The organism is Enterococcus sp. AZ063, from assembly GCF_051715045.1.
In the GTDB taxonomy this organism is placed as follows: Bacteria; Bacillota; Bacilli; order Lactobacillales; family Enterococcaceae; genus Enterococcus_D; species Enterococcus_D casseliflavus.
Genome location: NZ_JBIOTA010000001.1, coordinates 3,588,101 through 3,613,120, shown reverse-complemented (window position 1 = coordinate 3,613,120; position 25,020 = coordinate 3,588,101). Strand labels below are relative to the sequence as shown.

23 protein-coding genes are annotated in these 25,020 nt (G+C 43.1%); 10 read left to right on the top strand and 13 right to left on the bottom strand.

The window, feature by feature from the left end; all coding sequences use genetic code 11:
* Positions 1 to 4 precede the first annotated feature (4 nt).
* Both IGK61_RS17020 and IGK61_RS17015 read left to right on the top strand, forming a co-directional pair.
* Positions 5 to 997 (top strand): LacI family DNA-binding transcriptional regulator, encoded by a 993-nt coding sequence (locus tag IGK61_RS17020; RefSeq protein ID WP_015510589.1) that lies wholly within the window; start codon positions 5 to 7, stop codon positions 995 to 997.
* Between the two features lie 51 nt (positions 998 to 1,048).
* Complete coding sequence (locus IGK61_RS17015; protein ID WP_074536269.1) at positions 1,049 to 1,918, top strand: ROK family protein; 870 nt, start codon at positions 1,049 to 1,051, stop codon at positions 1,916 to 1,918.
* Positions 1,919 to 2,350: 432 nt separating this feature from the next.
* Here the strand turns inward: IGK61_RS17015 and IGK61_RS17010 are convergent, their stop codons facing one another.
* Positions 2,351 to 2,890: a DUF1697 domain-containing protein gene (locus tag IGK61_RS17010; RefSeq protein WP_074536268.1), complete on the bottom strand. Its 540-nt coding sequence runs from the start codon at positions 2,888 to 2,890 to the stop codon at positions 2,351 to 2,353.
* 508 nt (positions 2,891 to 3,398) lie between these two features.
* On the opposite strand from IGK61_RS17010, the gene IGK61_RS17005 reads away from it, so the two are divergent.
* The 3 genes from IGK61_RS17005 to IGK61_RS16995 all read left to right on the top strand — a co-directional run bounded on the left by IGK61_RS17005 (position 3,399) and on the right by IGK61_RS16995 (position 8,439).
* Positions 3,399 to 3,611, top strand: coding sequence for a hypothetical protein (locus IGK61_RS17005; protein WP_074536266.1), 213 nt, complete (start codon positions 3,399 to 3,401; stop codon positions 3,609 to 3,611).
* A 12-nt stretch (positions 3,612 to 3,623) separates the two neighbouring features.
* A complete protein-coding gene (locus tag IGK61_RS17000; protein WP_074536264.1) occupies positions 3,624 to 5,834 on the top strand; it encodes an isopeptide-forming domain-containing fimbrial protein in 2,211 nt (736 codons plus the stop codon).
* Positions 5,835 to 5,931: 97 nt separating this feature from the next.
* Positions 5,932 to 8,439 carry a YfhO family protein gene (locus IGK61_RS16995; RefSeq protein ID WP_074536262.1) on the top strand — a complete coding sequence of 836 codons (2,508 nt, stop codon included), beginning with the start codon at positions 5,932 to 5,934 and terminating at the stop codon, positions 8,437 to 8,439.
* Between the two features lie 243 nt (positions 8,440 to 8,682).
* Here the strand turns inward: IGK61_RS16995 and IGK61_RS16990 are convergent, their stop codons facing one another.
* From IGK61_RS16990 to IGK61_RS16945, 10 genes are read right to left on the bottom strand one after another with little or no spacing between them, the layout of a single operon-like run.
* Positions 8,683 to 10,074: an oxaloacetate decarboxylase subunit alpha gene (locus IGK61_RS16990; RefSeq protein ID WP_074536253.1), complete on the bottom strand. Its 1,392-nt coding sequence runs from the start codon at positions 10,072 to 10,074 to the stop codon at positions 8,683 to 8,685.
* Positions 10,071 to 10,625 carry a citrate lyase holo-[acyl-carrier protein] synthase gene (gene citX, locus IGK61_RS16985; protein ID WP_050759624.1) on the bottom strand — a complete coding sequence of 185 codons (555 nt, stop codon included), beginning with the start codon at positions 10,623 to 10,625 and terminating at the stop codon, positions 10,071 to 10,073. The genes IGK61_RS16990 and citX overlap by 4 nt, the downstream gene beginning before the upstream one ends.
* Positions 10,606 to 12,138 carry a citrate lyase subunit alpha gene (gene citF, locus IGK61_RS16980; RefSeq protein ID WP_074536251.1) on the bottom strand — a complete coding sequence of 511 codons (1,533 nt, stop codon included), beginning with the start codon at positions 12,136 to 12,138 and terminating at the stop codon, positions 10,606 to 10,608. The genes citX and citF overlap by 20 nt, the downstream gene beginning before the upstream one ends.
* 2 nt (positions 12,139 to 12,140) lie before the next feature.
* Entirely contained in the window at positions 12,141 to 13,028 is an 888-nt protein-coding gene (citE, locus tag IGK61_RS16975) for a citrate (pro-3S)-lyase subunit beta (RefSeq protein ID WP_074536250.1), read from the bottom strand.
* Positions 13,016 to 13,324, bottom strand: a complete 309-nt coding sequence (gene citD, locus IGK61_RS16970; protein WP_074536248.1) for a citrate lyase acyl carrier protein — start codon at positions 13,322 to 13,324, stop codon at positions 13,016 to 13,018. Before citD ends, citE begins: the two co-directional genes overlap by 13 nt.
* Before the next feature lie 12 nt (positions 13,325 to 13,336).
* Positions 13,337 to 14,332 (bottom strand): [citrate (pro-3S)-lyase] ligase, encoded by a 996-nt coding sequence (gene citC / locus IGK61_RS16965; protein ID WP_074536246.1) that lies wholly within the window; start codon positions 14,330 to 14,332, stop codon positions 13,337 to 13,339.
* Positions 14,333 to 14,344: 12 nt separating this feature from the next.
* On the bottom strand, positions 14,345 to 14,470 hold the full coding sequence (locus IGK61_RS16960) for an OadG-related small transporter subunit (protein WP_008381833.1): 126 nt from the start codon (positions 14,468 to 14,470) through the stop codon (positions 14,345 to 14,347).
* A 24-nt stretch (positions 14,471 to 14,494) separates the two neighbouring features.
* The gene (locus IGK61_RS16955; protein WP_005230469.1) at positions 14,495 to 15,610 is read right to left on the bottom strand and encodes a sodium ion-translocating decarboxylase subunit beta; all 1,116 of its coding nucleotides are present in this window, start codon (positions 15,608 to 15,610) and stop codon (positions 14,495 to 14,497) included.
* A 23-nt stretch (positions 15,611 to 15,633) separates the two neighbouring features.
* A complete protein-coding gene (locus IGK61_RS16950) occupies positions 15,634 to 16,047 on the bottom strand; it encodes an acetyl-CoA carboxylase biotin carboxyl carrier protein subunit (protein WP_074536244.1) in 414 nt (137 codons plus the stop codon).
* A gap of 19 nt (positions 16,048 to 16,066) precedes the next feature.
* Entirely contained in the window at positions 16,067 to 16,405 is a 339-nt protein-coding gene (locus IGK61_RS16945) for a hypothetical protein (RefSeq protein ID WP_240934922.1), read from the bottom strand.
* Positions 16,406 to 16,836: 431 nt separating this feature from the next.
* Between IGK61_RS16945 and IGK61_RS16940 the strand changes: the two genes are divergently transcribed.
* The 3 genes from IGK61_RS16940 (at position 16,837) to citG (ending at position 19,851) form a co-directional block, all read left to right on the top strand.
* Entirely contained in the window at positions 16,837 to 18,183 is a 1,347-nt protein-coding gene (locus IGK61_RS16940) for a CitMHS family transporter (RefSeq protein WP_034872423.1), read from the top strand.
* Positions 18,184 to 18,299: 116 nt separating this feature from the next.
* The gene (locus IGK61_RS16935; protein WP_005230494.1) at positions 18,300 to 18,995 is read left to right on the top strand and encodes a GntR family transcriptional regulator; all 696 of its coding nucleotides are present in this window, start codon (positions 18,300 to 18,302) and stop codon (positions 18,993 to 18,995) included.
* Positions 18,988 to 19,851 (top strand): triphosphoribosyl-dephospho-CoA synthase CitG, encoded by an 864-nt coding sequence (gene citG / locus IGK61_RS16930; RefSeq protein ID WP_254777456.1) that lies wholly within the window; start codon positions 18,988 to 18,990, stop codon positions 19,849 to 19,851. Before IGK61_RS16935 ends, citG begins: the two co-directional genes overlap by 8 nt.
* Here the strand turns inward: citG and IGK61_RS16925 are convergent.
* On the bottom strand, positions 19,828 to 20,544 hold the full coding sequence (locus tag IGK61_RS16925; protein ID WP_005230498.1) for a response regulator transcription factor: 717 nt from the start codon (positions 20,542 to 20,544) through the stop codon (positions 19,828 to 19,830). The genes citG and IGK61_RS16925 overlap by 24 nt on opposite strands.
* 53 nt (positions 20,545 to 20,597) lie before the next feature.
* On the opposite strand from IGK61_RS16925, the gene IGK61_RS16920 reads away from it, so the two are divergent.
* Entirely contained in the window at positions 20,598 to 22,403 is a 1,806-nt protein-coding gene (locus tag IGK61_RS16920; protein ID WP_074536239.1) for an ATP-binding protein, read from the top strand.
* Between the two features lie 15 nt (positions 22,404 to 22,418).
* Here the strand turns inward: IGK61_RS16920 and IGK61_RS16915 are convergent, their stop codons facing one another.
* Positions 22,419 to 22,838 (bottom strand): phosphate-starvation-inducible PsiE family protein, encoded by a 420-nt coding sequence (locus IGK61_RS16915; protein ID WP_008381850.1) that lies wholly within the window; start codon positions 22,836 to 22,838, stop codon positions 22,419 to 22,421.
* Positions 22,839 to 23,316: 478 nt separating this feature from the next.
* Between IGK61_RS16915 and IGK61_RS16910 the strand changes: the two genes are divergently transcribed.
* Positions 23,317 to 24,840: a flavocytochrome c gene (locus tag IGK61_RS16910; protein ID WP_074536237.1), complete on the top strand. Its 1,524-nt coding sequence runs from the start codon at positions 23,317 to 23,319 to the stop codon at positions 24,838 to 24,840.
* Positions 24,841 to 25,020 lie beyond the last annotated feature (180 nt).

The following is a 25,020-nucleotide window of genomic DNA, read 5'->3' as shown; positions in this document are numbered from 1 at the left end:
AACTATGAAAGCAACAATGAAAGATGTCGCAAAATTAGCAGGTGTCGGAGTAGGAACTGTTTCCCGGGTATTGAATAACGGCTCTGTTAAAGCTTCTACTAGAGAAAAAGTTGAAGCAGCAATGACAGAGTTAAACTATCAACCAGATTTTTACGCCCGGGGGTTAAAGATGAAGCATACGAACACGGTTGCTTTGATTCTACCCACTGTATGGCATCCATTTTTTGGCGAATTTGCCTACCATGTAGAAACAGCATTAGAAAGACAAAACTACAAGCTTTATTTGTGTAACTCCAGTGGGAATAGTGAAAAAGAACAAGAATATATCCAGATGGTCAGCCAAAATAAAGTAGATGGCATCATTGGAATTACTTATTCAGATATCGATGAATACATTTCGAGTAATCTGCCTTTTGTTAGTATTGACCGTTATTTCACTGAAGAGGTGATTTATGTGACCGCTGACAATGCGGCCGGTGGACGTTTGGCTGCAAATGAACTTTATCGCCGAGGATGTCAGAATGTAGCATATATCGGTGGGTACCAAGAAACACCGAATGAAACGAAGAGTCGTCGAAAATATTTTGAGATTGAGTGCCGTCAATTGGGGATTTCCTATAAAGCGTTAGATATGTTAGAACCTTTAGACCATCTCTCAGAACGTGTAACAAATTTTTTGTTAGAGAATCCCGATATCGATGGTATTTTTACGATCAACGATCCAATGGCATTAGCTGTCATTGATATGCTTGAAAAAATAGGGAAAAACGTACCAGAGGATGTCCAAGTTATCGGATTTGATGGTCAAAAGATGACAGAAGGAGATCCTTATCTAGTCTCAACGATTGCCCAACCTACAAAGCAAATGGCGGAAGTGGCAGTGGCAAAATTAATTGCTGTCATTAATGGAGAGACAGTAGAAAAACGTACCGTATTGCCGATTGAATTTGGCGAAGGTGGCACAACGAAACCTTTAGTGAGAAACGATTTTGCTTAGTGCAAATACGTTTCTTTTTTTGAAAATGAGTGAATGAAAGGTGTAGATAAAATGTTATATGGCGGGATAGAAGCTGGTGGAACAAAGTTTGTCTGTGGGATTGGTAACGAACAATTACAAGTGATAGAACGGAAAAGTTTTCCTACCACAACACCAGAAGAAACGATGAAGCAAGTGTTTGATTTCTTTGATAAGTACAAAGGAAATATCGCATCAATTGGTGTAGGATCATTTGGGCCTATTGATATTCAAATCGAATCAAGAACTTACGGATATATCACCAACACCCCGAAGTTAGCTTGGCAAAATTATCATTTTGTAGGAGCTTTGGAAAACGCCTTGTCGGTTCCCATCTATTGGACTACCGATGTAAATGCTGCTTGTTATGGAGAATATATGGCAGGGTATGGAAAAGGTAAAAATAGTGTTCTTTATTACACCGTTGGTACTGGTGTTGGTGGTGGTGCTGTAGTCGATGGAAAAATAGTCACAGGTTTCAGTCATCCTGAAATGGGACATATGCTCTTACAACGTCATAATGAAGATCAATTTGAAGGAATCTGTCCTTTTCATCATGATTGTTTGGAAGGGTTAGCCTCAGGCCCCGCGATTGAAAAACGCTTTGGAAGAAAAGCCCAGACCATTTCATTTGATCATCCTTATTGGGCGATTGAGGCAGATTATCTTGCTCAGTGTGTGTATAACACAACTTTACTATATGCACCGGAAGTAATAATTTTAGGTGGGGGTGTAATGAAACAGCCGCAACTACTCGAGTTGATTCGCCAAGCGTTTAAAGAAAAAATGGGTTCCTATGTGGATATCCCTGCTCTTGAAGAATACCTACTAACTCCAATGCTTGCTGACGATGCAGGTTTGATCGGCTGCTTAGCTTTAGCAATAAAGAAGTTCGAACAATAGCAGCATGTTAAAGAACGTGTGAGAGAGTTTTTATAGCAGTTAGGATAGATAAAAAGGTTAACTAAAATGAGAGCTAGTAAAAAGGATGGCTAATAATAGATGTTCATATATATTTTTTGCGTAATCGAATGTCGCAAATAAGAATTTTTTCTTTCGTTCTATACTATTGTCTAGTTGCCTCAAATTGCTTCTTAATGCTTGGGTTTTGTTTTATCATAGATATTCAGTATAGAAATACACGATGTGAAAATCTATTATTCTTCTCGGTAGTTTATTGCTTCTAGTTGGGATGATTGCGTAGAAACTTAACGTCAGTTAAAGCGCGTCACGAATAGTAGTAACGAGAACTAATGAGACATTAGAATGTTATAAGAAACCCGTCAGAAGAGTCTGCCTGACGGGTTTTATAATTATTAGAAGGCTTGCTATTCCTCACATCTCCGCAATCTTCCTTACGGTATTGATGGTCCGGATCGTAATCTGCTTGCCGACGCTGGTGCTGGCTGTTTTTTTCCACCAATTGGTTTTTTGATAGTCTTTGCGGATGTAGGACCAGAAAACGACGTCTTTGTAAGGGAAAACCTGTTCAAGGTCGGCATTTGGAGCCCCGAGTTTTTCAGATAACACCTCGTAGGTCAGTGAAGGCATCAAAAAGATCAGGTTGTCATAGATGGTTTTATCTTCCGTTCCTGACCAGTCAGGTATATGGGTCAAGCGTTCCTGCAGGTCTCTTTGGCGAATGATATAAATAGCGATATCAAAGGAAAAGTACCGTTTGATCATTGCTTTAATCATTTCGGCAAGGGCTTGTGGATCATCCCCTTCACTGGAAAAAATCACATTGCCGCTATTCAAATAAGTGACCACATTGCTAAACCCCAGTTCTTCAAAACCGGCTTTCAATTCTTTCATAGAAATTTTATTTTTTCCACCGACATTGATGCCTCTTAATAAAGCGATATATCGTTGCATGGCTAGACCCTCCTTTAAAACGCTTCTTATAGCTGATTATAGAATGGATGGAGCGGAAGCACAATCCTGGCTTCTCAGAAACAAATAAGCGCTCATCGTTAAACGCTTCGCAATGTACCTCGTAAAAAGTTTTATATTGTTTATCAGATACCTACAATATTCGTTTGTGGGTATCTGTTTCATTACTTGGTTTAGCTAGAATGATTCAATCTTAAAGGACCAATCAATCGCATTTGATTGAAGAGGAGTTGAAGATAGATTCTTCCTTTACGAAGTGGAGAAGGCAGAAATTTTTCGCTTTTTTTATCGAAGGATGGCGACAAAAGAAGTAAGGAGAACGACCGAGTCTGTCGTGTTGCTCCTTTGAATATAAATTATAATTAGAGTACTAGTGTTATAAATAATAATCATTAAAAGGTCCTAGAAAATATTCCTGTGCATCATTTCACGAACGTTAAAAAGGGCGAGTAAATGGTTGATCCACTTGGGAGAGAAATGGAGGGAAAACATGAAGAAAAAACTAAAGATTTCCGTTCGTAGTGTGGTTGCGGGGGTATTGATCCTGTTTATGTTAGGAATTGGAACGGGCTACGCATTAGTGAATTACTTTGGTGTGACCAGTTATACAGAAGATACTGATAGTCCAAATGTAGAAAAAGTTTATGAGAAGAGCAATGAGGTAGTAATCTCAGACATTAAACCAAAAAGAGACGGAAAGTAAGAGGAGTAGAAAATGAAAAAAAGGGTAAAATTATTGAGTTGCTTATTTGCTGGGATGATTTTTTCCGAGAGTGCTCTTGCACAAGAAGTATCGGTAAGTGATGAGACTTTGAGTACGATGCAATCTTCTCAAAGTGAAACGAGTCAGTCTGTGATGGATTCAAGTGTCTCTACGGAGTCGGAAAATGTACAGACGTCAGAAGAAGGAACCCACGATTCTATACATATAGAGAAAAAGCAATCTAAAACGAGCACAAGCAATATGAGTGATGGTAAAACCACTTCATCCGTGAAAGACAATGCTATCGGCTTTGATTTCGCTTCGATATTTACGAATGAAACAAGTGGCGATCTGGCGGATACAGCTGTAGGGGATATTATTGTCCGTACGATCACTATGAGTAATCATTCTGCATCTGTGATGGGGATCAATGTGCGAAGTAGTATTGAAAGTGCTAAAAGTCAACAAAGTAGCGTCCCAACAGTTAAAGAGATCGGGGTGGAAACGCTGACTTCGTTATCTGGATCAGAAGAGGTCAATCAAAATAACTATGATAACGCGCGTGACTTTAAATTATTGCCTGGAGATACGATCACTCTCGTTCAAAAATACGAAATTATCTCACCAACCGGGATCGACAATTGGCGGGGTGGGGTGAGTTCTCTAAGCAATAACTATGAGGTCTATGCGTATTCTTTTAAGGATGGCACTTTCTCAGTTGACGCAACAGGCTTCATCAATGCAGAACTGGTAGATAGTGAGCAGCAAAATGCTTCGTACTTTATCAAATCAGCAGAGCCTGAGTTGTCTGTCGAAAAGTCAGTGACCAATTTGACGGGTAAGGGTTTTTATGTCGGAGACCGTTTAGAATATCAAATCAAAGTGACGAACACTGTTGAACGTTCAATGCTGGTGTCAGGTGTAATGACGGATCAATTGGATCAATACCTCACTAGCCCTACTGATATCAAATTAACCTATAGCGATGGCACGGTAGAGCATGTGGCAGTAGAAGAAGTGTATGACCAATCGACGCATGAACTGAATGTACCGATTACTAAGAGATTGGTCGGCGGCGATTCTGTTGTTGTTTCTTTCGAAACAACAATCAACGATGGTGCAGTGGGAGAAACGGTTGAAAATACAGCCTATGTCGATGGTAAGGGACTTGTGGGTGGCTATACTTCTGCCGATTACATTTTTGATACGGCACAAGGAACAATTTCTGAAATTTTAACGCAGGTTGATGGAACGGAAAATAAAGATGTGCCAACAGCTTCTGATTACTTGTCATTGATTCCGGATGCTGAAGATACTGTTTCGACGGATGAAGTGAAGAAAATCGTCCATTTTGTCGATGAAGAGGGCAATGAATTAGTTGCGCCAGCTGAGGTATCCAGTGGGGAGCTAAAGAAAATTGAAAATGGACCAACCGGCACCATTACCTATGAACCTGAAACGGGAACGCTGGGAGCTGTACCAGTAGCAGATATTCCTAATTGGGAAATAAAGGAATTACCGCAAGAAGTTTTTGAAGAACAAACAGTCAAATTTGGAGACGATGACTTGCATTATAAGGTAGTTTATATGCATCATAAGACTATTTCCACGGATAGCGTCAAAAAAATCGTTCGCTATGTTGATGAAGAAGGCAATGAACTGGCACCAGCGACAGTACTCAATAGCGATGAGCTTAAAAAAATCGTGGATGATGTAACGGGCGCTGTTAGTTATGAACCAGAAAGTGCTAGTTTAGGGCATGATCCATTACCTAAGCTTGCAAATTGGGAAGTCAAAGACCTTCCAGAAGAAGTGTTACAGGACCAGGTTGTCAGGTTTGGTGATGAAGATTTAGAATTTACCGTTGTTTACCGTGAACGTCCGACAGAAACCAGTACGTCTGAAACAGAGACGAGCACGACAGAAACTAACACATCAGAAACAGAAACGAGCACGACAGAAACCGGTACGTCTGAGACAGAAACCAACACGACAGAACCTAGTACATCAGAAACAGAAACGAGTACTTCAGAATCTAGTAGTTCTACGACGGAAGATACGGCATTAAGCAGTTCAAAAAATGAGACAAAAGACACGACACAAACGAGGGATTCTTCCTCAGATGCTAAAAAGCTACCAGCTACTGGAGAAAGATTGACACCTGTTCTAACGATTGCAGGTATTGTTATTTTGGGATTAGCTATAAAGCTCAAATGGAAATAAGTGAGTAACCAAGGAGATAAGTGAGGAACAAAGAAGAAATCAGCTGAAGGATAGCTGATTTTTTCTTTGTTGAAATCACGTACATAAGGAGAAGACATTGAAAAAAAATTATGCATTTTTAGCTGCATTTCTTTTGCCATTACTTAGTTTGTTGATCGTGTATCAGATGATGGGCTTTTATCCTTTTGGCGAAAAAAGTCTTTATATTTCTGATTTATTCGCTCAATATCGTGGCTTTATCATGTATGCAAAACAAGTTTTTTTAGGAAATGAATCATTGCAATATAGCTGGGATTTTTTTGGTGGGAGTAATATGATGGGAAATTTTGCCTATTATATGGGAAGTTTGTATAATCTGCTGTTTCTTTTTATTCCAGACAGCTATTTTTATTTTGGGATCGTTCTAGTGATTGCTTTGAAATTTGCTAGCATTTCTACTGCAATGTATTACTTTTTGATCCATACATTTAAAAACAAGCCAGAAATTGCGTTGCTACTAGCCCTGAACTATACTTTTTCGGGCATGCTCGTAGGCTATTTCTTTAATATTATTTGGCTAGATGCGTTTATTTTCTTGCCATTGATTATTGGAGAGATTCATTTTTTTCTCGGAAACTATGTTTTGCGGAAACGATTTGTTGTACTAGTATTTCTTCTATTATTGGCAAATTTTTATATTGCTTATATGGTTGCGCTCTTTTCAGTGCTTTATTTTTTTGCTGAAGGTTCTCGTAGAAAAATACGACTGGCAAAGCTCGGCAAATTACTGCTTCGGCTATCGGGTTATGCACTTTTGGCATTGCTGATGGCAGCAGTAATCATCTTACCGACTTTGTTTTATTTAACCGAGGGGATCAGAAATACAATACATATAACAGAATCAAAGTTCTCTTTTACTAAATTGTTAGCAAAACTTTTTAATGGAATCTATTATCAGCGTTCCTTTGTCAATACATCAAAATCAGTATATCCACATATTTACAGCGGAATCTTAACGCTAGTTATTACGCCGCTCTTTTTTTCAAAACAGATTTCTCGCCGAGAACGATTGATTTATGGTGTCCTTTACTTATTCCTCATTATCAGTTTTTGCGTACCAATAGTGGGAAATATCTGGCATGCATTCGTTTATCCAACGGGGTTTCCTTATCGTTTTGCGTTTCTTTTTAGTTTTCTAAGTATTTATCTCACTGCAAGAGCATTAGAACAAGGAGTATGGAGAGTGAAACCTGTGACATTTAGCTGTCTGATTTGGTCCTTGGTTTTAGGATTTTTGTTAGTGATACAAGAAATTAACTTTACATCGTGGTTTTGGAATCAAGTATTGCTGACCCTGCTTGTTTTGATTGCCTTGTTTACTGAAGGGGAGAAATGGCGAACCTTCATTGGCCTGCTTTTCGTCGCTCTGACGTTTGCAGAAGTTACAGTTCATCAGCTAACGACAGTAAAAAAAATGGATCAGGTAACTCCTTTCACTTTGTATGATCAAACAATTACTCAGGCAGAAACCGAATTTATTGCGTATCGAGAAAAGTGGCAGCCGTTAAAAAAAGTAGTTTCTAATTACATGACGTTTGATACGGATAATTTGTATTATCATTTTCCTTCTGTATCAGGTTTTAGTTCAATGAATAATAAGCAATATTTGCTTATGCTAACGGAGTTAGGGTATTCAACGAGTGCTGTACGAGCCAAGCGAGGCGGCGGAACAGCGATTACTGATATTATACTAGGAAATCAATATCAAGTGATCAAGAATGACCAAACGTCTGAAGTATCGGCAAACTATCAGCCGATAGCTTTTGCGGATCAGAGTACATTATTTCAAACTGTATATGAGAATCCAACGGGTCTTTTTTTTGATGATGCGCAAGTAACAGCCGAGGTTCCTCGGAATTTGCAGCAGCGAATTATTACAAGTCTTGGAGGGGATCCAGCTGAATATATTCGGTATGAGAAGGTTTCTCACAAACTAACAGCTGGCGTAAAAATTGAAGCAAATGAAGTGAACCAAATTGCTGATGCGGCCTCTTTTTCATTTGATGTGCCGAAAGGAACAAAGGAAGAGTTGCTATATGTCTATTTTCCTCATCAATTAGCCAATAACTTACGCTATGTGACTCACTTAGAAAGCCGTCAGGTCGAGCCTGGGTGGCATCAAATAGATCCAGAAAGCAATGAGTTCGTTTTGGTGTGGGAAGAGAATCAAGTGGTTCGTGATTTTTCGCTGTATTTTATGATGATCAATCAGGAAAAATTAACGACACTGATGCAACAGCAGACCAATGACGGGGTGAGAATCGATACGATCGATCAGACAAGTTTTACAGGAGAAATTCATGTAGGAGAGCGAACCAATCTGGTCTTACCAATCCCTTATGAGGCAGGGTGGAGCTTCAAGATAAATGGAGAAGCATATCCTTATCAAGCAGCTTTTGGCGGTTTAATCCAATTGGCAAATTTGCCAGCAGACAGCACACTAACGATCACTGGGAATTTCAACGCTCCTGGCTATACCGTCGGATTGATAATTTCACTCTTTGCCACAAGTATTTTTTTGATCATTGTTTTCCTTGATTGGTGGAAAAGACAAAACCGTAACTAAACAAAGCGGTTCTTTGAAAAAGGACGATCCGATTGCAGCCAACAAAGCAGCTAGCGCTAGTAAAAAAGTTAGGTATGCGGAAAGGGTGCCACACACTACAAAGCAACCAGCCAAAGCTTGTTAATGATAAGCAGATAGGATTAATAAAAAATAACATTAATTGCCTAAAAAAGAGGAACAGTTTTTCGCTGTTCCTCTTTTTTAGATTTTTAGTTAAAGGCAGTCGGAAGCTGGAACGGTACCTTAATCCACCGCAATCCTCACAGACACGGTCTGTACGGGGACATCATAAAAGGGATCTTCTCGTCGGCCTAAAAAGTCTTGGGCTTGCTGAGGGAAGAGGGCGTACATCAGCACGTCTTCTTCGCTTTTGGCATACTCAGCGATTTCTTCCTTGAAGGCTGGCAATTGCGGTGCCAGTAGATCAGCTGGTCTGGCAGTGATCACTTCAGCATCTCCGATAATTGTTTCTTTGATTTCGTCGCTGATGGGTGCTGGCGATTGTCCATAAAGTCCTTTGACGTAATCTTTGATCTCACTTGGGACAAGTTTGTAGCGTTCTCCTGAAATTACATTCATCAAGGCTTGAGTGCCGACCATTTGCGACAATGGGGTCACTAGCGGTGGATAACCCAAGTCCGCTCTGACTTTTGGTACCTCTGCTAGGACTTCTTCATACTTGTCTTGCAATCCTTGTTCCGTCAATTGGCTGAGTAGGTTCGACAACATGCCGCCAGGTACTTGATAGATCAAGGTTTTGGGTTCGATGTCTTTGACTTTCGGATTCAGCAGCCCTTCTTCACGGAAGCGATCACGAACGGGATTGAAATGTTCTGCAATCTCAGCGACTTTCTGCAAATCAAGTCCCGTAGCAAAGCCGCAATCTTCTAAGGCGATCGCCACAGATTCGGTCGCTGGCTGACTGGTGCCGCCAGCAAAAGAGGAGATGGCAGTATCAATGATGTCTGCGCCAGCTTCCGCAACTTTCAAGTAAGTCATCTCAGCAATGCCGCTGGTGGCATGGGTATGGACTTCCAGCGGCAGATCGACCGCGTCTTTGATTCGGCTGACCAACTCGTAGCCGGTCTGCGGCGTCAAAACGCCTGCCATATCTTTGATACAGATAGAATCTGCGCCGAGGTCTGCCATTTTGTTGGCAAGGTCAACGAAGTAATCCACGGTATGGATCTGGCTAGTAGTATAAGAGATCGCCGTTTGACAGTGTCCACCCGCTGCTTTTGTGGCACGGATGGCAGTTTCCAAATTGCGGACATCATTTAAGGCATCAAACAAACGAAGAATGTCGATGCCGTTTTCGACCGATTTGGTCACAAAGTCAGCAACGACGTCATCGGCATAGTTTTTGTAGCCTAAGAGATTTTGTCCCCGTAAGAGCATTTGCAGTTTGGTCTTTTTCACTTCTTTGCGGATCGCCCGCAATCTTTCCCATGGGTCTTCATTTAAAAAACGCAAACAAGCATCGAAGGTTGCGCCGCCCCACATTTCAAGGGCATGATAGCCTGCTTGATCCATGGTTTTTAAAATCGGCAGCATATCGCTGGTAGGCATTCGTGTAGCGATCAGACTTTGTTGGCCGTCCCGCAAGACGGTTTCGGTAAATTGGATTTTTTTCATTCTTTCACTCTTTCCTGAATGATTTTACGGATCTGCCGCTGCATGTCTGCCACGCTATGAGTTCTAGAACGGCCACAAACTTTGGCGTCTTGTTCACAGACGTAGCAGCTTCTTGCAGGCAGTCCAATTTCGGTGCGGCTGATAGGTAAAAGCTGGTCTTGAGTTTTGGTTAAGACATCCAGATCCACCAACCGGCCGTAAGGATGATTGGTCTCAATTTGAACCATCATTCGTTTTAGTTCATAAGGATCTGTGGGCAGTACGAGATAATATTCTGGTCCGGTCTCCAAACTGCGGTAGAGGTTTGCCAGTGGAATCAGTTCCTTGACGACCTCTTCGATTTCCGTAATGAGTTCTTCAAAAACGGCGGTCAATGAGGCAGAATTTTTCACGGGACCAGGAATATTCATGGTGGCAACAAGCAATGCCGCTTTTTCATCCGCAGCGAGAAGCTCCCGTTGAAGGGAGCTTCTATTTTCTCGCGCCTGCAGCATGTCGGTTAGCGTCACAGGGGTTCCTGAAAATAGGGCATCAGACATTTTTGACCACATCAATGATCGTGCCATCGCGGTATTCGATCAAAGCGACGGTTTTTTCCCCGTACTTGATGGGTTCGGGTTGACCCACGATACTGTAGGCTTTTTCTTTTAATTCTTCAATGGTGTATTGGGGAATATCCAATGCTTCAAAATGGCTGATCAGGTCTTCGCGAGCAGGATTGATGGCGATCCCGATTTCTGTGACGACGACATCAATGCTGGCGCCTGGCGTGACGATCGTGTTGACGGTATCGACGATCGTTGGGATCCGTCCCCGCACGAGAGGAGCGATCACTAAACTCATTTTGCACGCCATACTAGTATCTGAGTGGCCGCCAGAAGCACCGCGGATCACACCGTCAGAACCGGTGATGACATTGATGTTGAAATTCGTATCAACTTCCAGTGCGGAAAGAATGGCGGTATCCAATTGATTGATAAACGCCCCTTTGCTTAATGGTGAGGCATACATATTGGCATCGATCTCGTAATGATTGGCGTTTTTTCCTAGCGATTGTGCGGAAGGGTGATCGAAGTCTTGGACATCGATCAGTTTTTCCACTAATCCTTCTTCTAACAGTTCCACCATGGCATTGGTAATGCCGCCGAGGGCAAAGCTGGCTTTGATCTCATCTTTGATCATTGCTTCGCGTAAAAAACGAGAAACGGCTAATGCGGCACCGCCAGTTCCAGTTTGGAAGGAGAAGCCTTGTTGGTAGTAAGGCGAGCTGGTAATGACCTTGGCTGCATACTCAGCAATCAGCAATTCTTTTGGATTTTTGGTAAAGCGGGTCGCACCTTTTGCGATCCCTGCAGGATCACCGATGGCATCGACTTCCACGACATAATCGACATCCGTTTGGGGAATGCTGATTGGGGTATTTGGAAACGGCACAAGGGTGTCGGTGATGATCACGACTTGGTCGGCGTATTTTGCATCGACCATCGCATAGCCCAATGAGCCGCAAGTTGCTTTTCCGACGGTACCATTGGCATTGCCATACGCATCTGAGCTAGGCGCTCCTAAGAAAGCGACATCGATGTGGATATCGCCGGCGGCAATCGCACGAGCCCGACCGCCATGAGAACGGATAATGACTGGGGCATCCATAATGCCTTCGGAGATTGCGGCACCGACTTTGTCCCGCAGACCGCTGGAGGTGATATTGGTCACGACCCCAGATTTGATATGTCCGATCAATGGTTCATGGACATTGGCGATGGAACTAGGGGCAATCGCAAGATTCTTGATACCCATTTTTGCGATCTCGTCCAAAACGAGATTCATGATAAAGTCCCCTTCGCGAAAATGATGGTGGAAGGAGATCGTCATGCCGTCCGTTAGCCCTGTTTTTTCAATGGCTTCACGGATACTGCCTAAGACCTTACTTTTGCCTGGCAGGACTGGCTCGATCTTGCGACTCGCTTCTTTGTAGGCATGGATATTGGCCGTTTCATTTTCAAAGACCCCGTATTGGTTGGCATAGCATTCAGGGATGTCTTTTCCTGCTTTGTTTAACACCATAATTACACTTCCTCCTCGGTAATCAATTTCGCTGCTTTGGCAAGGGCGATCACGCGTTCCGCTCGCTCAACGATTGGCTTATCGACCATTTTGCCATTCAAGGAGATCACACCAGAGCCTTTGCTTTCGGCTTCGCGAATGGCCCAGATCACTTCTTTGGCCTGTTGGATCTCGGCTTTTGAAGGCGCATAGATCCCATTGACTAGGGGAATCTGCCGTGGATTGATCACTGATTTTCCGTCAAAACCAAGCTGCTTGATGCGAGTCGTTTCAGCAATAAAGCCATCGGTGTCATTGATATCAGAAAAGACGGTATCGATGGCGGCGATCCCTGCAGCTCTAGCTGCATGCAAAATCATACTGCGGGCAAACAACAATTCTTGCCCATCTGGGTAGCGACGAGTCTTCATATTGGTGACATAATCTTCTGCCCCTAAAGCGATCCCGATCAAACGGTCGGAAGCTTTAGCGATGTCTCGGGCATTTAAAACGCCTTCGGCAGACTCGATGGCAGCCATCATTTTGGTGGTTCCTACAGGCAGATCGTTTTCTTCTTCTACTTGTGTGATCACAGCGGCAACGTCAATGATGTCTTGGGCGGTTTCGGTTTTCGGTAGACGAATGACGTTGACCCCCGCTAGGACCATCGCTTCGATATCAAGGGCACCCACCGTGTCGAGGCCGTTGATGCGTACGACGGTTTCGATGGCAGAATAGTCAAAGGTTTTTAAGGCAAAATGCACCAGTGTCCGAGCGGAGTCTTTTTCATTCAAGGAGACCGCATCTTCTAAATCAAACATAACGGAATCGGCGCCATACAATGGTGCATCTCGTAGCATGGCAGCATTGGCTCCTGGTACAAACATCATCGTTCTTCTTAAACGTTCCATGTGTCGATCTCCTTCCAAGCATACTGTTCTTGTTCGGCGGCCCGATGAACGGCGGTCAGAGTTCGGGCTTTGATGGTACAGTCCAATGCGCCTTTATCGGTGGCGGTGATTTTGGTCTGTGTCACGCCTAGATGGTTCAGCGTCTCAAGGATGACGGCGCGAATTTGTTTGCCGAATTGTTTTTCGACACTGCTATCGAGGGTCAGCTCGATGGTTTGGGTTGTGGTAGGCTCGATCGCGATCAAGATATCACTGGATTCAACAGAGCCAGCAACCGCACTTTTTTTGATTTCCACTTATTATCACCTCTAAATATAGTTATGCTGCATTAAAAATGAGAACGTTGTTTCTGGTAAAAATTGCTGCAAAGAAAGTAAATCTTTTTCTGCAATCGCTTTCCGAACGTTTGTAGCCGAAACGGTTGATTGGTTGATCTTCAGACGGTCGATCACGATCAGTTCAAGCTCGGGTGAAAAAACGGCAGCCATTGCCTCGTTGTAGAGTTGGGTCACGGGCGAGTAAGGCTCTGAGCCTACAAAACGCGTAGTGATCGCCAACAGCGGGGCAATTTTTTCTTTGAAGAGGGTTGCATCAAAGGCGGCTTGTTTTTTGGCGATCGCCTCAGGTGCTTGCTCTTTCAAGAAATAACTGGGAAAGACCGCCGAAGAGACGAGATAGTTGTTGGTCGTCAGCACCGTTACATTTGGCAGATGAGCCACACCATCCGTCACCATCTGCAGCCGTTCGCTGGCAGAAAATTGCGAGCGGTCTTCTGATAAAACGAACACATAAACCTGTTCTTTTTGACTCGCAGCCGTTTCGACTAAGTACAAATGTCCTTTAGTAAAAGGATTAGCGTTCATGACGATCGCGCCGTTGTTTTGTCCAATTCGCTGCCGTTGCAGCTGTTGGGCATAGCTTTCAAAAGAAGGAACGCCTTGTTCCATGAACAAGATGTCTTGTGCTGCCAGCACTTCACGAAACCCGAGGGATTCAAAAAACAGGCGGTTTTTCGGTGCTGTATAGACGAAGGACTTGGTGAAGCCTTCGTCTTTGATATGATCGCTAAGGTGTGAAATCAATTGCGTCAACAGCTGTTCGGAGCGTCTTTTTTCACAGACCACCACATACTTGATGATATTGGCATAGCAAGAAGCAGTAGCAATCAAGGTTTGCTGGTCAAAAATGCCAACGGTATAGGCTACTTCTTCACCGACGGCTAAGCCAGCAAGGGTGATCAATTTTTGCCATTGCAAAAAGACTTCTGGATCTTTTTGCAGCCAGATTCTTTTTAGGGTATACATACAATGCCTTCTTTATTTTTTTACTGGGAAGAGCTTCGACAAAAGCAAGGATGCGAAGTAGATGATCAGGATCACGACAAAGACGCCGCCCCAACCGAATAACAACAATTCAAATGAAGTCAGTAAATCTTGACTCATAGTTTTCCTCTCCTTTCTAGTGACCTAAGCAATCAGTGCCAGCAGTAAGCCACCGGCGATGACCGAAGCAATCTGTCCTGAAACGTTGGCACCGGCTGCATGCATCAAAATAAAGTTTTGCGGATCTTCATCTGTCGCCATTTTTTGGATGACCCGACTAGACATTGGAAACGCAGAGATACCAGCGGCACCGATCATTGGATTGATTTTTTCTTTACGGAACAAGTTCAGCACTTTCGCAAACAACACGCCGCCGACGGAGTCCATAATGAAGGCAACCAGCCCTAAACCAATAACCATCAATGTATCGACTTGTAAGAATTCTTCATATTGCATTTTCACAGAAATTGATAAACCTAGGAGGATACTAATGATATTCACTAGTTCGTTTTGAGCAGTGATGGACAAACGATCCAAGACACCACATTCCCGCAAGAGATTCCCGAACATCAAAAATCCGACCAATGGCAATGAAACAGGCGCAATCAACCCTGCTACGATCGAGATCACGATCGGGAACAAAATTTTGGCCGTTTGCGAAACTTCGCCGGCACGATACGACATACGAATTTTTCGTTCATGCTTGGTCGTCACTGCTTTGATGGCAACCGGTTGAATGATCGGTACTAGCGCCATGTAAGAGTAAGCTGCTACCATGATCGCACCCATATATTTCGAGTTCAGCGTATTTGCGACAAAAATCGAAGTCGGACCGTCAGCAGCGCCGATGATCCCGATGGAAGCTGCGTCGTTTAAATCAAAACCAAGCAACACGGCAACGATGATCGTAAAGAAGATCCCGAATTGCGCAGCAGCGCCAAACAACAAAAGAAATGGATTTTGCAGCAAGGGACCAAAATCGATCATGGCGCCAATCCCGATAAACAAAAGCAAGGGGAACAATTCAGTTGAGATCCCCATATCAAATAATACTTGGAACGGGCCAGCTTCTCCGCCAGCACTTAACACACCTGAGTTCGGGAAGTTCACTAACAACGTGCCCAATCCCATGGGTACTAATAAGGTCGGTTCATATTCTTTCTTGATCCCCAAATACATTAATAGACCACCGATGAACATCATAACGATCCGTCCCGGCTCCGATCCTAACCCGACTACACCTTCAATTAACGTTTCCACTACGTCACTTCCTTTTCAATAAATTAGCCGATCGTAATCAGCAGTTCTCCTGGGTTGACCATGTCGCCCGCATTGACTGCAATCGCAACCACGGTTCCTGCTTTTGGTGCCACGATCTCATTTTCCATCTTCATGGCTTCTAAAATCATCAACGACTGATTTTCTTGTACAGTATCACCTACATTGACCAAGAGACGTAAAATCGTTCCCGGCATCGGAGAATGAATCGGCTCGCCATCAGCAGGAAGCGTAGCTGGCGCTGGCTGCGGTGCTACTTCTTGTTCTGGTGTGCTGACTGCCTCTGGTTGAGCAGGTACCGCTGCAGGAGCCGGTGTTGGCACTGCTGGGGCAGGAGCGGTAGGTTGCGGCGCACCGATTTCTTCCATTTCGACAAGGTATTCTTGCCCATCGATCGCTATTTTAAATTTACGTAACATGTTTTTCCCTCACTTGTTTTCATTTTTTTTTGGCTATTTTTTTGATTGTGAACTGAGAATCAGGCAGCTCTCCTGCGGCAATACTGGCAGCAATCAGGGCGACTCGCTTAAATTCAGGATTGCGTTTCTCAATTCTTCGAATGACAAACTGACTTTCAGGGTAACATTCAGCCCCTAGTGCGGCGGCTATCAGACTGACTAATGGATAATCTTCTGCAGGCGCTGGCTGATAGCTTGACACTTCTTGCCAATCAGACGCGGGTGGATCCGTTATCATTTCCTGTGGCTTCAAAGGGGAGCTGACAGGCGCATCAGGTTCATCATGCGTTTTTTTGAACAATCTTTTAATAAGATTCATGGGTTTCTCCTTTCTCAATGATTCGTTCCCTTTCATTATAGAAACTCCCGTTCAATCAGCGAGATTTATTTCGGCTAAAAATTGTTTTTTCAGTGTTCCTTTTTTTAAAAAAGAGCAAAAAACATCGATAAACGTTGATTTATCAATGTTTTCCTTGCGTTAATATTCTGTTAAGAACTTTTTAAACGAAAAATAAGATTTGAAAAGAGAAATTGTTTTTTTGCTGTTCTTTTTTTAAACGGGTCTTTTTTTCTATTTCTTGATTGTTTATTCTTAGACGTGTAAAGCATTCAATAACATTATTTCCTTTAAGAAAAGAAAAAGATTCACAAACTAGTGACGCTTGTCGCTAACAAATTACGGGCCTGTAATTTTTTTAAAATGTTTTTTGATAACGCTTACACATTTCGATGCATGAAAGGAAGAAGAAAATGTTCTTAACGATTTTATCCTATGCTATGATTATTGTCTTCATGTTCGTCATCATGAAGAAAAAAATGTCACCCTTTACATCCTTAGTAATTATCCCATTACTATTTACCCTCGTTGCGATGGTTGCTGGTGTTTCAGAAAAAGGCAATATCGGTGATTTTGTCCTTGAGGGAATCTCCACCACAGCCAACACAGGGATCATGTTGCTGTTTGCGATTTTGTACTTTTCCATTATGTTGGATGCGGGATTGTTTGATCCAATCACGAAAAAAATGATTTATTTTGCTAAAGGCGATCCCATGAAAGTCTTGATGGCAACGGCAGTCGTTGCCGCTGCAGTCTCTTTGAACGGTGATGGAACGACCACTACCTTGATCTGCTGTTCTGCGTTTATTCCCATCTATAAGAAGTTGAATATGAAAATGATGAACCTTGGTGTCTTGATCATTTTGCAAAATACCATCATGAACTTGTTGCCATGGGGCGGACCAACTGCTCGGGCAATGGCCGTGCTGGAAGTCGATGCGGATATTCTTTCTTATTTGTTGCCAGGAATGATTTTGTCTCTGTTATATGTGATTTTCTTCGTAGCTCGCAGAATGGGGATCCAAGAACGGAAACGTTTAGGAGTTACCGAGCTGACGAATGATGAGATTTTAGAAATGACAACTGTGACTGATCCTGATACATTAGCGATCCGCCGTCCGAAAAACTTTGTCTTCAACGGTATCTTAACGATCGTCTTGATTGGCTGGTTAGTAGCAAGCTCCTTTATTTCTAGTATCGCTTTACCGCCAATCTTGTTATTCCTAGTAGGTACGTGTATCGCATTGATGGTCAACTACCCAATCTTGAAAGACCAGTCGTCACGGATCGGTGCCAACGGTGGTGACGCCGTGCAAGTCGTAATTTTAGTTTTTGCAGCAGGCGTCTTCATGGGCTTGTTCCAAGGCTCAGGGATGGCAACGGCTTTGGCGAATAGCTTCACGCAAATCATCCCTAAACAATTGGCTGGTTTCTGGGGCTTAGTCATTGCCCTGATTTCTGCACCTGGGACCTTCTTTATTTCCAATGACGGATTTTACTTTGGGGTCCTGCCAGTCTTAGCAGAAGCAGGTCGTTCGTATGGTTTTACCAATATGCAGATGGCCTTAGCCTCTTTAATGGGCCAAGCGTTCCACTTGCTAAGTCCATTGGTTGCCTTCATCTACTTGCTGTTGCGCTTGACGGGCTTAGATATGGGGCAATGGCAAAAAGAAGCTGCGAAATACGCACTGGGGATTTTCGTGATCTTCGTCGTTACGATCGTGCTATTAGGTCACATGCCGTTTTATATTCCACAGTAATTTCATACAGAAACTATCGAGCAGGCTGCCATTTTGCTCGGTAGTTTTCCTTGTTTATCGATAAACTTATTTTTTCCCAAAAATCTCATTTGTTTTTAGTATGATAGGAGTAAATCATGAATCCAATTATTGATGCAGTAAATAAAAATCTGGATCTGACCAAAAATAAACCATTAAAAGATTTGATCTATGAAGCATTCAAAAAAACCATCATTTTAGGAGATATTCCCGCAGGCTCTCGCATCAATGAGAAAGAATTTTCCGATACGCTAAATATCAGCCGAACTCCGATTCGTTACGCCATGACTCAGCTCGTGGCTGAAAAACTGGTGGAGCATGTGCCAAAAATCGGCATCGTCGTAAAAGGGATCAGTATTAAAGATGCTTATGAGATTTACGATATCCGTAAATCATTGGATACGTTGGCGACTATCAAAGCGATGGACTTGATGACTGAGGAAGATTTCCAGGAGATGCGCTGCTTGTTAGAACATGGCGAACAGCTGAATCGTGAGGATGATGTGGATGGGGTCTTGAAAAACTTTTCGGACTTCAATGCGTTTATTTACGAAAAAAGTCAAATGCTGCGGTTAAAAAGTATCGTGCTAGATCTGCAAGCGTACCTCGTGTATTTTCGTGACATTGCGATTCGCTCTTCTAGAAGAAGGGATGCGGCATTGGCGGAACATTGGCTGATTTATCGCGGCATGAGAACCAATGACACGGAACAGATCACGTTGTTGACCCATGAACATTTGGATCACTCCCTGCAATTTATTCTTGCTGAAATGGAGCGAAGAAAAATTGACTGATTCCCGTCTTTTTACCGCCAGCAGCTATGCAGTCAATGCGCTGCTTTATGAGGTAGCGTTAGCACCCAAGCCTGGTTTAGTAGATCCTTGCTCATCTGGTGCACATCAGGACATGAATGTGTTTACCTTTATCAACAGTAGCACTTGTTTGGCGCCGTTTTTTCAGCGCTATAGCCAAGCGGGCTTTGCCCATACAGGCTCGCTGATCCAGCTATTTGACCAGTTACGAGGCATCGGTCAAGAAGCAGAAGAAGCGATGTTTCAGGCAACCAAAGGCATCAATACCCACAAAGGGGCAAATTTTTCCTTTGCAGTTTTGTTGGGGGCGACAGGAGTCTATTATCAACAAAATGGCAAGGCGGAGCTGACGGCTGAAGATACCAATCAGATCCTGCAGCTTGCCGCTGATATCTGCCAGCATTTGGTCAAGCAAGACTTGCAGCAAATCACCCACAAAGACCAATTGTCTTACGGAGAAAAAAATTATTTGACCTACGGCACGATGGGGATTCGTGGAGAAGCTGCTGCTGGGTATCCAACGGTCAAAAAACTGCTGGAGTACTTACGGCAGCAACCGCAAAAAACCTCCGTTTCCTTGTTGCGCGGGTTAGTCTATCTAATGAGTGAAACCGAAGACAGCAACCTCGTCCACCGAGGCGGCTACGAGGCGATGAAGACCGTGCAGCAGGAGATGCAAAAAATTCACCAAGCCAATCTGTCGGATACAGACTTGCTTCGTGAATTAACGATCTATGATCAAGTATTGATCGCACGCCATTTGAGTCCCGGCGGCTCGGCGGATCTTTTAGCCTTGGCCCTTTATTTCTTGCAGCTAGAAGGCGTCTCCTTCTGGTAAAAAGGTATAGCCGATCCCCCAAACGGTTTTTAAAAAGCGGGCGTGCTTCGGCTCATCTTCAATTTTGTTTCGCAGATGATTGATAAAAACCATCACGGTATTGGCATCGAATTGGCCATCTTGCCAGACATTGCTGTAAATCTGTTCTTTCGAGAACACTTGATCTGGATTTTCCATGAAAAAGCGCATCAGCATGATTTCTTTTGAAGACAACTTGATGGGCTGATCATTTTTGAAAAACTGATAGCGTTTTTGGTCAAAACGAAACATGCCGCTGCACAGATCGCCTTCCGGTTTGGCGATCCCTTTTTCTCGCAGCACGTTGCGGCGATCAAGAATCGAAACGATTTGTGCTTTTAAGAGTGCCGGTGAAAAAGGCTTCGTAATGTAATGATCGGCGCCAATCTCATAGCCGTTGATCATGTCTTTTTCGTCACTTTTTCCGCTTAAAAAAACGATCGGCACCGTGGGGTTTTCTTCCCGAATCAGTTGTGCCAAATGATAGCCGTCATTTTCATGCTCTAAACTGATATCCAGTAAAAAAAGATCAAAGCTGACACGAGAGTTGATCGCAATCGTTTTTTCAACGGAATCGGTCTGATAGATCAAAATACCCGTCGACTGTAAAGATTTCCAAATCAGCCGCCGAATGGCAGGGTCATCATCAACGATTAAAATTTTTTCATCTCGCAAAATATCCGCCTCCTGTATCAATAGTATTATAGTAAATATGAAAGGGGTTTACAATGAAACCGCCATCAAAGTTTTGGCTGTATTTAAGTGTGGTCGCTACCTTATTCATTACATTGATTGGACTTATTTTTACCTTTACAAGTTATAAAAGCGCACAAAGACAAGCTGAAACTGTCGGGTTGCGGCAGTTGGAAACGGTCAACCAAGCGGCGATCAAGCTGATTAGTCGCAGTATCGAATCGTACCACATGGCTCTTACCAATTATGCCGATGACCACCTCGAAGGCGCCGCCTTGGCTGATTTGCAGCGCCCCTTAACGTTACCAGTAATCAATTCCGCGAACAATGCCATGGTCGGATTGTTTTTGATCGACCAAACGGGGCAGGTCATCGCCCAAAATACCGTAACGGCGGTCAATAAACCAGAAGACCCGCCGGTGCAAGAATTGTTATTCAAAGACCCATCCTTAGACAAAGTATTGGCAGGACGACAAGTACAAAATGGGCAAGTCTATTTTGATGGCAAGCAGGCCTATTTAAATGTGTATCAGTCCTTAACCCTTGACGACAAAGAAGCGGTTCTTGTGATGCCTTTGAATCTGCAGCGCATGTATCATCATGAATTTACCACCGATCGCAATGTTTCCGGCTATACGATGGTCAAAAACGCCGATATGCGGATCGTTATGCACCCATCGGACGAACAAATTGGTTTTTCCATCGTTGAGAGCCGCAAAAAAGAATTTCCAGAGCTGGATTTCACCGATCTTGAGCGCTTGGAGCAAGAACAAATCGACAATGAAGAAGGCACCTCCGTCTATTATTCTTATTGGTGGAACGAAGAAACACTGCAAAAAGTGCTGAAATTGGCTGCTTATCAATGGATCACCATCGGCGACAGTCGGCTGATCGTCGCTAGCAATGCCGATTTTTTGGAGCAAAGCGGTCTCTTCTTACAAGACAACTTGATTTTGATCGGCCTACTGGGTTTGTTGTTTGTCATTATGATTTTATTGACCGTCCTGATCAAAAACTACATGAAACGCAATCAAGCCTATGTCGAAAACCAAGCATTGAAAGAACGACAACGGCTGTTAAAAGAAAAGCACGAAATCGAAAAAAACATTTTGCAAGAATCAAAACTGGAAACCATTGGCTTGCTAACGACCTCAATCGTCCATGACCTTAACAACTTTTTGACGCCAATGATTGGTCATCTGCAATTGCTGATCGAGGAAAACCAACACGATGAAGTCTTAGTGGAGGACTTGCAAGAAGTCTGCAAAGCGGCGGAAAAAGGCAAAGAGTTATCCAGCAATGTGCTACGTTTTTCGAAACTCGAAAGTGCCGATAAAACTGTGCAGTCGATCACTACTACCTTGACAGAAGCCATCGATACTATGCGCGCACTGTTGCCAAAAGCCTTTTCCCTTACGTATGATATCCAAGAAGTAGGATATGCCGTCTACGAGAAGATCGATCTGCAAGTCATTATTTACAATTTGTTGATGAATGTGTACCAAGCAAATGCCGATTGCAGCATTCGATTGAGTCGCACTTCGACAGAAAGCGCCACCTTTCCGTTTCGTAAGCAAGCTTTCTCCGCACAACAGGAGTTTGCTTTGATCGAAATCGTCGACAACGGTCCCGGCATACCAGAAGCGATCCAAGAAAAAATCTTTACCCGCTTCTTCACGACCAAGAGTGCCACTGGCGGTACTGGTCTAGGACTCTTTACTGTCTCTTCGATCGTGGAAAAAAACGACTGGTTGATCGATGTTACAAGTACGCCTAAAGGAACCACCTTTTATATTGGTATTCCTCTAACTGATCCCGAAAAAGCCACTGAACTCAACTGATCCGACGGGCTAGTTTCAGTGGTCTTTTTCTTGGGCATGCTGGAAGGCATTGATTTTTTGCAGGACTAGCAAGACCAGTACCAAGACAAAAATCGCTAGAGCAAAAAATAGGGCATCGTTCGCCATGCCTTGCGTCAACAATAGCTCGCGCAAAATCGCAGTAATACTGATCAAAATCAAGTAACGGACGGGAATATGGTGTCCGTCCTTCATATACCGCAGCAACATCAAAATGATTTCTAACAAAATGAATAACGTGGCAATTTCTTCAATCAAAAAGGACAGGTGGGGCGCTTCACTTAAAGGAAAGAGCGTCGTGCTGATCATAAAAATCGCTTTTCCCATAAAAATCAAGACGACAACGACTAAGATCGCTAACATGCTATCAATACAGATACTGATCACTCGCTCGAACATCCGGGTCAATTTTTCCATTTGCCACTCCATTTCTGCTTTTTCTTTTATTATACAAAAGAAGGCGCAGGACAAAGAGAAAAGAACAGTGAAAGAACAATCGCGGCAATATCTTTTTGACCGCGAACTTAACGGTCATTCTATGAGCGGGACCTTTGTGGCAGCTTTGAATAGAAGAAAGTAGCGAGGAAAATATAGTATCTTTTTCCAATAAAATTAGAAAAAGATGAGAATGGATAGTTAAAATATACACAAATTATTACGAGACACTTAGTTTCTTTTTTTGTTACAATGGTTAAATAAAATAGAACTCTGTTGAAACGTTGCTTAAACAATGTTTTTATCGCTATCGAATAGAAAAATAGTCCGATCGCAAGATGTTTACCATTGTTAATAAAGTAACAAGTTAAGCAGGGTTCGCAAGAAAAATGCTTCTTTTCTTATCATATATGACGGGGATCAGTGAGGAGAAAAGAGCAAGAAAAACGGAGGGAAACAAATGAAAAAAAGTGGATGGTCAAAATGGGTGATTGGGGCAGCCTCATTATTGTTGCTTAGTGCATGTGGTGCCGATGGCGGTACAAAAGCCAGCAGCAGTGCGGCAAGCTCTTCTTCAGAAAGTGAAGTCACTTCAGGTGCTTCCCAACAAGAGTATACCGATCCAGCAGAGTTAAAAGATCAATATGATATCGTCATCGTTGGTGCTGGCGGTGCAGGGATGGCAGCAGCCTTGTCGGCTAAAGATGCTGGAATGAATCCAGTCATTTTAGAAAAAATGCCGATCGCAGGCGGAAATACCTTGAAATCTTCTGGCGGAATGAACGCATCAGAAACCAAATTCCAAGAAGCCCAAGGCATTGAAGATTCGAATGAACAATTTTTTGAAGATACCCTTAAAGGTGGTAAAGGAACCAACGATCAAGAATTGCTGCATTATTTAGTAGACAACTCTGCTTCAGCGATTGATTGGTTGGATTCAATGGGGATCACTTTAGACAATATCAGTTACAGCGGCGGTGCCAGTGTAAAACGGATCCATCGTCCTCACGACGGTTCAGCAGTCGGTACGTATTTGGTGGATGGCCTGTTGAGAAACATTCATGAGCAAGAAATTCCTTTATTTGTAAATGCTGATGTGACAAAAATCAATGAAACAGACGGCAAAGTCACTGGCGTCAACGTGAAAATCAATGGCGAAGAAAAAGAAATCGCTGGTGATGCAGTGGTTGTTACTACTGGTGGTTTTGGCTCCAACAAAGAACTGATCGAAAAATATCGTCCAGATCTGAAAGGCTATGTCAGCACGACTTCTGAAGGAAGTACAGGCGATGGCATCAAGATGATCGAAGAATTAGGCGGCGCAACGGTTGATATGGATCAAATCCAAGTCCATCCAACAGTGGTTCAAGATACAGGTATGTTGATCAGTGAAACCGTTCGTGGAGAAGGCGCCATTTTGGTGAACCAACAAGGAGAACGTTTCTACAATGAATTAGAAACCCGCGACAATGTTTCTGCTGCTATCACAGATCTGCCAGAAAGCTATGCCTACTTGATTTTTGACAATGCGTTAGCAGGCAGAGCCAAACAAGTCGATTACTACAAAGAACAAGGTGTAGTGGTAGAAGCCGACACCATCGAAGCCTTAGCTGAAAAAATCGATGTCGATCCAGCAACCTTGAAGAAAACCTTAGATACATGGAACCAAGCAGTGGCAGACAAAGCCGACAAAGATTTCGGTCGTGAAACGGCGATGGACTATGATCTGACGGAAGGGCCATTCTATACGATTCAAATCGCACCTGGGATCCACCACACAATGGGCGGCGTCAAAATCAATACGAAGACCCAAGTATTGAAAGAAGATGGCACACCAATCACTGGCTTGTATGCAGCAGGTGAAGTGACCGGCGGTATCCACGGACAAAATCGAATCGGCGGCAATGCTGTAGCCGACATTATGGTCTTTGGTCGCCAAGCAGGCGCGCAATCCTCTGACTATGTGAAAGAAAACGGGAAATAAGCGGCTGTTTTTTCCTAAAAAAGACCGTATATAAAGAAAGAAACTTGGAACGAATCCTCTTAAGCGATTAGGAGGAGAATCGTTTCAAGTTTTTTTGTATTTCTCACTGAAAGGACGGAAAACTAGTCATTATAATCTTATAATGATTTAGTCGTTTATCATACATATATAAATAAACTA

Bases quoted from the DNA above. Each gene is read 5' to 3' on its own strand.
- IGK61_RS17020 (WP_015510589.1), top strand. From the start codon at position 5: ATGAAAGCAACAATGAAAGATGTCGCAAAATTAGCAGGTGTCGGAGTA.
- IGK61_RS17015 (WP_074536269.1), top strand. From the start codon at position 1,049: ATGTTATATGGCGGGATAGAAGCTGGTGGAACAAAGTTTGTCTGTGGG.
- IGK61_RS17010 (WP_074536268.1), bottom strand. From the start codon at position 2,890: ATGCAACGATATATCGCTTTATTAAGAGGCATCAATGTCGGTGGAAAA.
- IGK61_RS17005 (WP_074536266.1), top strand. From the start codon at position 3,399: ATGAAGAAAAAACTAAAGATTTCCGTTCGTAGTGTGGTTGCGGGGGTA.
- IGK61_RS17000 (WP_074536264.1), top strand. From the start codon at position 3,624: ATGAAAAAAAGGGTAAAATTATTGAGTTGCTTATTTGCTGGGATGATT.
- IGK61_RS16990 (WP_074536253.1), bottom strand. From the start codon at position 10,074: ATGAAAAAAATCCAATTTACCGAAACCGTCTTGCGGGACGGCCAACAA.
- citX (WP_050759624.1), bottom strand. From the start codon at position 10,625: ATGTGGTCAAAAATGTCTGATGCCCTATTTTCAGGAACCCCTGTGACG.
- citF (WP_074536251.1), bottom strand. From the start codon at position 12,138: ATGGTGTTAAACAAAGCAGGAAAAGACATCCCTGAATGCTATGCCAAC.
- citE (WP_074536250.1), bottom strand. From the start codon at position 13,028: ATGGAACGTTTAAGAAGAACGATGATGTTTGTACCAGGAGCCAATGCT.
- citC (WP_074536246.1), bottom strand. From the start codon at position 14,332: ATGTATACCCTAAAAAGAATCTGGCTGCAAAAAGATCCAGAAGTCTTT.
- IGK61_RS16960 (WP_008381833.1), bottom strand. From the start codon at position 14,470: ATGAGTCAAGATTTACTGACTTCATTTGAATTGTTGTTATTCGGTTGG.
- IGK61_RS16950 (WP_074536244.1), bottom strand. From the start codon at position 16,047: ATGTTACGTAAATTTAAAATAGCGATCGATGGGCAAGAATACCTTGTC.
- IGK61_RS16945 (WP_240934922.1), bottom strand. From the start codon at position 16,405: ATGAATCTTATTAAAAGATTGTTCAAAAAAACGCATGATGAACCTGAT.
- IGK61_RS16940 (WP_034872423.1), top strand. From the start codon at position 16,837: ATGTTCTTAACGATTTTATCCTATGCTATGATTATTGTCTTCATGTTC.
- IGK61_RS16935 (WP_005230494.1), top strand. From the start codon at position 18,300: ATGAATCCAATTATTGATGCAGTAAATAAAAATCTGGATCTGACCAAA.
- IGK61_RS16920 (WP_074536239.1), top strand. From the start codon at position 20,598: ATGAAACCGCCATCAAAGTTTTGGCTGTATTTAAGTGTGGTCGCTACC.
- IGK61_RS16915 (WP_008381850.1), bottom strand. From the start codon at position 22,838: ATGGAAAAATTGACCCGGATGTTCGAGCGAGTGATCAGTATCTGTATT.
- IGK61_RS16910 (WP_074536237.1), top strand. From the start codon at position 23,317: ATGAAAAAAAGTGGATGGTCAAAATGGGTGATTGGGGCAGCCTCATTA.